Source organism: Streptomyces milbemycinicus, from assembly GCF_002154605.1.
Classification (GTDB): domain Bacteria; phylum Actinomycetota; class Actinomycetes; order Streptomycetales; family Streptomycetaceae; genus Streptomyces; species Streptomyces milbemycinicus.
Genome location: NZ_MUNE01000914.1, coordinates 1 through 5,688, shown reverse-complemented (window position 1 = coordinate 5,688; position 5,688 = coordinate 1). Strand labels below are relative to the sequence as shown.

At 69.2% G+C, this 5,688-nt stretch carries 2 protein-coding genes; both read left to right on the top strand.

From position 1 onward, the window contains the following. A partial coding sequence (locus tag CCN51_RS48800; RefSeq protein WP_245881841.1) for a type I polyketide synthase occupies positions 1-4,163 on the top strand: 4,163 nt, incomplete at its 5' end. A gap of 50 nt (positions 4,164-4,213) precedes the next feature. Beyond that, on the top strand, positions 4,214-5,688 hold a 1,475-nt coding region (locus tag CCN51_RS48795; RefSeq protein ID WP_211303326.1), incomplete at its 3' end, for a type I polyketide synthase.

Sequence of the window (5,688 nt, the reverse complement as noted above, 5' to 3'; positions counted from 1 at the left end):
ATGGCCATCCGGTGCTTGCGGTGGTGCGTGGTTCGGCGGTGAATCAGGATGGTGCGTCGAATGGTTTGACCGCGCCGAACGGGCCTTCCCAGCAGCGGGTGATTCGGCAGGCGTTGGCGAACGCGCGGCTTTCCGCCGCCGAGGTGGATGCGGTGGAGGCGCATGGCACGGGAACGACGCTGGGTGATCCGATCGAGGCGCAGGCGCTGCTGGCAACGTACGGTCAGGACCGGCCGGAGGGCCGGCCGCTGTGGCTGGGCTCGCTGAAGTCCAACATCGGCCACACCCAAGCGGCGTCCGGTGTCGCGGGTGTGATCAAAATGGTGCTGGCGATGCGGCACGGGACCTTGCCCCGGACACTGCACGTGGACGAGCCCTCACCGAACGTGGACTGGTCGGCGGGCGCGGTCGAGCTGCTGACCGAGCAGCGGGCCTGGCCGGAGAGTGGCCATCCGCGGCGGGCGGGTGTGTCCTCGTTCGGCGTGAGCGGGACCAACGCACACGTGATCATCGAGCAGGCGCCGGATGAAGTTCAGCAGGCGCCCGATGAGGTTGAGCCGGAGTCGGCGGAGCCGGGGGTGGCTCCCGCCGTCGTTCCGTGGGTGGTCTCGGGCCGTGGTGTGGACGCGCTGCGGGAGCAGGCGGCTCGGTTGCTGTCGCACGTCGAGAGCGACGACGAGCTGTCGCCGGTGGATGTCGCTTGGTCGCTGGTGTCCGGGCGTGCGGAGTTCGAGCATCGTGCGGTGGTGATCGGTGAGGGCCGGGACGTACTCGTGTCCGGGCTGCGCGCGCTGGCGCGGGGCGAGACCGCCGCGGGCGTCATCGGGACGCCCGCCTCGGGCGTGGGCCCCGCGGGCGGGAGGCCTGTGTTCGTCTTCCCGGGCCAGGGTTCGCAGTGGGCCGGGATGGCGGTTGAGTTGCTGGACTGCGCACCGGTGTTCGCTGAGCGGTTCGCCGAGTGTGGGCAGGCGTTGGCCGAGTTCGTCGACTGGGATCTTGAGGCGGTGGTGCGGCAGGCGTCGGGTGCTGCGTCGTTGGAGCGGGTGGATGTGGTGCAGCCGGTGTCGTTTGCGGTGATGGTGTCGTTGGCTGAGTTGTGGCGTTCGTTTGGTGTTGAGCCGGTGGCGGTGGTCGGTCACTCGCAGGGTGAGATTGCGGCTGCGTGTGTGGCCGGGGCGTTGTCTTTGCGGGATGCGGCGAGGGTGGTGGCGCTTCGTTCGCAGGCGATTGCCGAGGGTCTTGCTGGGTTGGGCGGGATGATGTCGGTGGGGTTGCCGTTGGCTGAGGTGGAGTCTCGGCTTGAGCGGTTCGGGGGGTTGGTTGAGGTTGCGGCGTTGAATGGTCCGGCGTCGGTGGTGGTGGCGGGTGATCCGGGTGCGCTTGATGAGTTGTTGGCCGAGTGTCAGGCGAGGGAAGTGCGGGCGCGCAGGGTTCCGGTGGATTATGCGTCGCACACGTCGCATGTCGAGCGTATCGAGGGGAAGCTGGCCGGGCTGCTGGCGGGCCTCGAACCGCAGCCGTCCCGGATCCCGATGTACTCCACGGTGGACCGGGGCTGGCTCGGCGACACGCTCGTCGATGCCCACTACTGGTACCGGAACCTGCGGCAGACCGTGCACTTCGAGTCGGCCGTCGAGGCGCTTGTGGCCCAGGAATACGGGGCGTTTGTTGAGGTCAGCGCGCACCCCGTGCTCACCATGAGCATCCAGGAGGCCCTGGAGGGCGAGCCGGGCCCGGACCCCGTGGTCACCGGCACCCTCCGGCGTGACGAGGGCGGGCTCAACCGCTTCCTCGCCTCGCTCGCCGAGGCGTACGTCCAGGGTGTGCCGGTGGACTGGGCGGCGGCGTTCGCCGACACCGGTGCTTCTCGTGTCGAGCTGCCCACGTATGCCTTCCAGCGCAAGCGCTACTGGCTGGACGTCGCGTCGATATCGATGGTGGCCGGTGGCTTCCAGGGACGTACGGAGAGCCTGGACGGTAGCTTCTGGGCAGCCGTGGAGCGCGGCGATGTGGAGTCGCTGGCCACGGCGCTGGCGGTCGAGGGCACCGAGGAGCAGTCCTCGCTGACCTCCCTGCTGCCCGCCCTGTCCTCCTGGCACCGGCAGCGCCGTACGCAGTCGACGCTCGACGCCTGGCGCTACCGGGTCATCTGGAAGCCATGGGCCGCCGAGCGGACCTCGACCGCAGCGCTGAGCGGCAGGTGGCTGCTGATCACGCCGGCAGGAGAGGCGGATACCGACTGGGTGGCCGCAGCCTCACGAGCGCTCGTCGCGTGCGGCGCCAAGGTCGCCCGCGTGGAGTGGGATACCACCGAACACGACCGCGTCCAGTCGGCCGTGCGGCTGCGCGAGGCCCTTGCGAACGCCGCGGCCCACGGTGAGGAGGTCAGTGGCGTACTGTCGCTGCTCGGGCTCGACGAGACCCCGCATCCGACGCACTCAGCGCTCTCCCGTGGTCTCGCCGGCACGCTGCTGTTGGTGCAGGCGCTGGGCGACGCCGGGCTGGACGCGCGACTGTGGCTCGCCACGCAGAACGCGGTGGCCACCGGGCGTAAGGACGAAGGAGCCATCAGCCCGGCCCAGGCCCAACTGTGGGGCCTCGGAAGGGTTGTTGGGCTGGAACACCCCGAGCGCTGGGGCGGCCTGGTCGACTTCCCCGAAGCGAGTGCGCCGTACGCCGCAGAGCGACTTGGCGACGTACTGGCCGGTGCCTCGACACACTCCGAGGACCAACTCGCGGTGCGCGCGGCAGGGGTGTTCGTACGGCGACTGGTTCCCGACCCACGTGGTGACATTCGTCCTGTGCGCGAGTGGAACCCGCACGGTACGGTCTTGATCACAGGGGGCACCGGTGCGCTCGGCCGGCAAGTCGCCCGCTGGCTCGCACACTCGGGTGCGCAGCACCTCGTCCTGACCAGTCGACGCGGCGCGCAGACACCGGGAGCCGCCGAGCTGGAGAAAGAACTGACGGGGGTCGGTGTGCGTGTGACGGTGGCCGCATGCGATGTCGCGGATCGTGCTGCGCTCGCACGGCTGCTGGACGGGTTGCGGGCCGAAGGCTCACCCGTACGGTCGGTGGTGCATGCTGCGGGCGTGGTGGAGTCCGCACGGATCGACGAGACCGACGTGGCGTCGTTCGCGGATGCCGCGGAGGCCAAGGTCGCGGGTGCGGTCAACTTGGACGAGCTGTTGGCGCAGGACGAGCTCGACGCGTTCGTGCTCTTCTCCTCGAACGCGGGGGTCTGGGGCAGCGGTGCTCAGGGCGCTTACGCCGCGGCCAACGCCCACTTGGACGCGCTGGCGCTGCGCCGCCGTGCCCGTGGCCAGGCGGCGACCGCCGTGGCCTGGGGCGCGTGGGCGGGAGGCGGCATGGCCGCGGATCCCGAGGCAGAGCAGCAACTGCGGAGGCGTGGCGTGCTCGCGATGGAGCCGGAACTCGCCATCGCGGCGCTGCAGCAGACGTTGGACCACGATGAGGCGAACTCGGTGGTGGCGGATGTGGACTGGGCACGGTTCGTGCCCGGTTTCACGGCGGCGCGGCGACGGCCGTTGCTCGACGAACTGCCCGCGGTCCAGGAGATTCTGCGGGCCGAGGACAGGGACGTGGAGCAGGTGGACAGCGACTCCACCCCGTCGCTCGCCCGGCAGCTCGCCGGGCTGACGGAGGCCGAGCGCAACCGCACCCTCCTGGACCTGGTGCGTTCCCACGCCGCCGCCGTGCTGGGACACGCGGGCCACGAATCGGTCGGTGCCGGCCAGGCGTTCAAGGAGCTCGGCTTTGACTCTCTGACCGCCGTGGAACTCCGCAACCGGCTCCAGTCCGCCACCGGACTGCGCCTCCCCGCCGCGTTGGTCTTCGACTACCCCACGCCCACGGATCTCTCCGACTACCTCCGCGACCAGCTGGTCGGCTCCGAAGCGGCCTCTGAAGAGTCCGCGTTGACGGAGCTCGACAAGCTGGAGGCCGCGATCTCCGCCTCCATGGCTCTCACGGAAAGGGAGGAACTCCGCTCCGAGGTCACCACCCGGCTACAGGTCCTGCTTTCGAAGTTGAGCGAGATGCAGGGGGAATCGAGTGACGCGCCGGATACGCGAGACCAGATCGCATCGGCATCGGATGACGATCTGTTCGACTTCATTAATCAAGAGTTCGGCAAGTCCTGAGCGACTTGGTAAGAGCGTCCGGCGACTAACCGAAACTGACGAGGTCTGACATGGCGAACGAAGAGAAGCTCCGCGAATACCTCAAATGGGTTACCGCTGACCTGCACGAGACGCGTAAGCGCCTTCAGGAGCGGGAAGCGGGAGCGCAGGAGCCCATCGCGATCACCGCCATGAGCTGCAGGTACCCGGGCGGTGTGGCAGATCCGGAGGGCTTGTGGAAACTGCTGTCGAGCGCCGGTGACGCCATCTCTGGATTTCCCGAGGGCCGGGGCTGGAACCTCGACGAGCTGTACGGGACCGGCCCGGGCCGCCCGGGTCCCGATAGGGCAGGCACCAGCTACGCGCGAGAAGGCGGATTCGTCTACGACGCCGACCGGTTCGACCCGGCCTTCTTCGGGATATCGCCGCGTGAGGCTCTGGCCATGGACCCACAGCAGCGGCTGTTGCTCGAGACGACGTGGGAGGTAATCGAGCGCGCTGGAATCAACCCGGCCTCGATGAAGGGCAGTAAAGCCGGTGTCTTCGTCGGCGGCACCCCCTCCGGCTACGGCTCCGGACTCAGTGCTGTCCCCGAGGATGTCCAGGGCCATCTGCTGACCGGCAGCTCCGGCGCCGTACTCTCCGGGCGGCTTTCTTATTTCCTCGGCATCGAGGGGCCGGCGGTGACGGTCGACACGGCGTGCTCGTCGTCATTGGTCGCGCTGCACCAGGCCGTGCAGGCGCTCCGACAGGGCGAGTGCTCTTTGGCCCTCGCCGGTGGCGTCACGGTGATGTCGACCCCGGTGGCCTTCGTGGAGTTCAGCCGTCAGCGGGGGCTCGCGGCTGACGGCCGCTGCAAGTCGTTCGCCGAGTCCGCGGATGGCACCGGCTGGGGCGAGGGCGCGGGGATGCTCCTCTTGGAGCGGTTGTCGGACGCGCAGCGGAATGGGCGTCCGGTGCTTGCGGTGGTTCGTGGTTCGGCGGTGAATCAGGACGGTGCGTCGAATGGTTTGACGGCGCCCAATGGTCCGTCGCAGCAGCGCGTGATCCGCCAGGCCCTGACGAATGCCCGCTTGTCCGCCACCGATGTGGACGCGGTCGAGGCGCACGGCACGGGGACGACGTTGGGTGACCCGATTGAGGCCGACGCCCTCCTCGCCACCTACGGGAAAGAGCGGCTCGAGGAGCGCCCGCTGTGGCTGGGCTCGCTCAAGTCCAACATCGGTCACACACAGGCCGCTTCGGGCGTGGCCGGTGTGATCAAGATGGTGCTGGCGATGCGCCATGGCGTGCTTCCGCCGACCCTGCACGTGGATCAGCCGACGCGGAAGGTGGACTGGTCCGACGGTACGGTCAGGCTGCTTACGGAAGAGCAGCGGTGGCCAGAAACGGGGAATCCGCGGCGGGCGGCTGTGTCGGCGTTCGGCGTGAGCGGGACGAATGCGCATGTGATTCTGGAGGAGGCGCCCGGGGCTGGGGTGGAGCCCGGGGAGTCGGCGGAGCCGGTGGGCTCTGTTGTGATGCCGGTGGTGCCGTGGGTGGTGTC